This window comes from Mesorhizobium salmacidum (SeqCode) (assembly GCF_037179605.1).
GTDB lineage: Bacteria > Pseudomonadota > Alphaproteobacteria > Rhizobiales > Rhizobiaceae > Mesorhizobium > Mesorhizobium salmacidum.
Genome location: NZ_JAPYKS010000107.1, coordinates 1 through 349, shown reverse-complemented (window position 1 = coordinate 349; position 349 = coordinate 1). Strand labels below are relative to the sequence as shown.

1 protein-coding gene is annotated in these 349 nt (G+C 63.3%); it reads left to right on the top strand.

The genetic code is table 11. The annotated features are described in order from the left end of the window. Positions 1–349, top strand: a 349-nt coding sequence (locus tag O7A60_RS31850; protein WP_337109606.1) for a TCP-1/cpn60 chaperonin family protein, incomplete at both ends; no start/stop codon positions are given.

The window sequence follows — 349 nt, the reverse complement described above, 5'->3', positions numbered from 1 at the left end:
CGACCGTTCTGGCGCAGTCGATCGTCCAGGAAGGCCACAAGTCGGTTGCCGCCGGCATGAACCCGATGGACCTGAAGCGCGGCATCGATCTGGCCGTCACCGAAGTGGTCGCCGCTCTCGGCAAGGCCGCCAAGAAGATCAAGACTTCCGAGGAAGTCGCCCAGGTCGGCACGATCTCGGCCAATGGCGACGAGTCGGTCGGCAAGATGATCGCGGAAGCGATGCAGAAGGTCGGCAACGAAGGCGTCATCACGGTCGAGGAAGCCAAGACCGCCGAGACCGAGCTGGAAGTCGTCGAAGGCATGCAGTTCGACCGCGGCTACCTCTCGCCCTACTTCGTCACCAACGC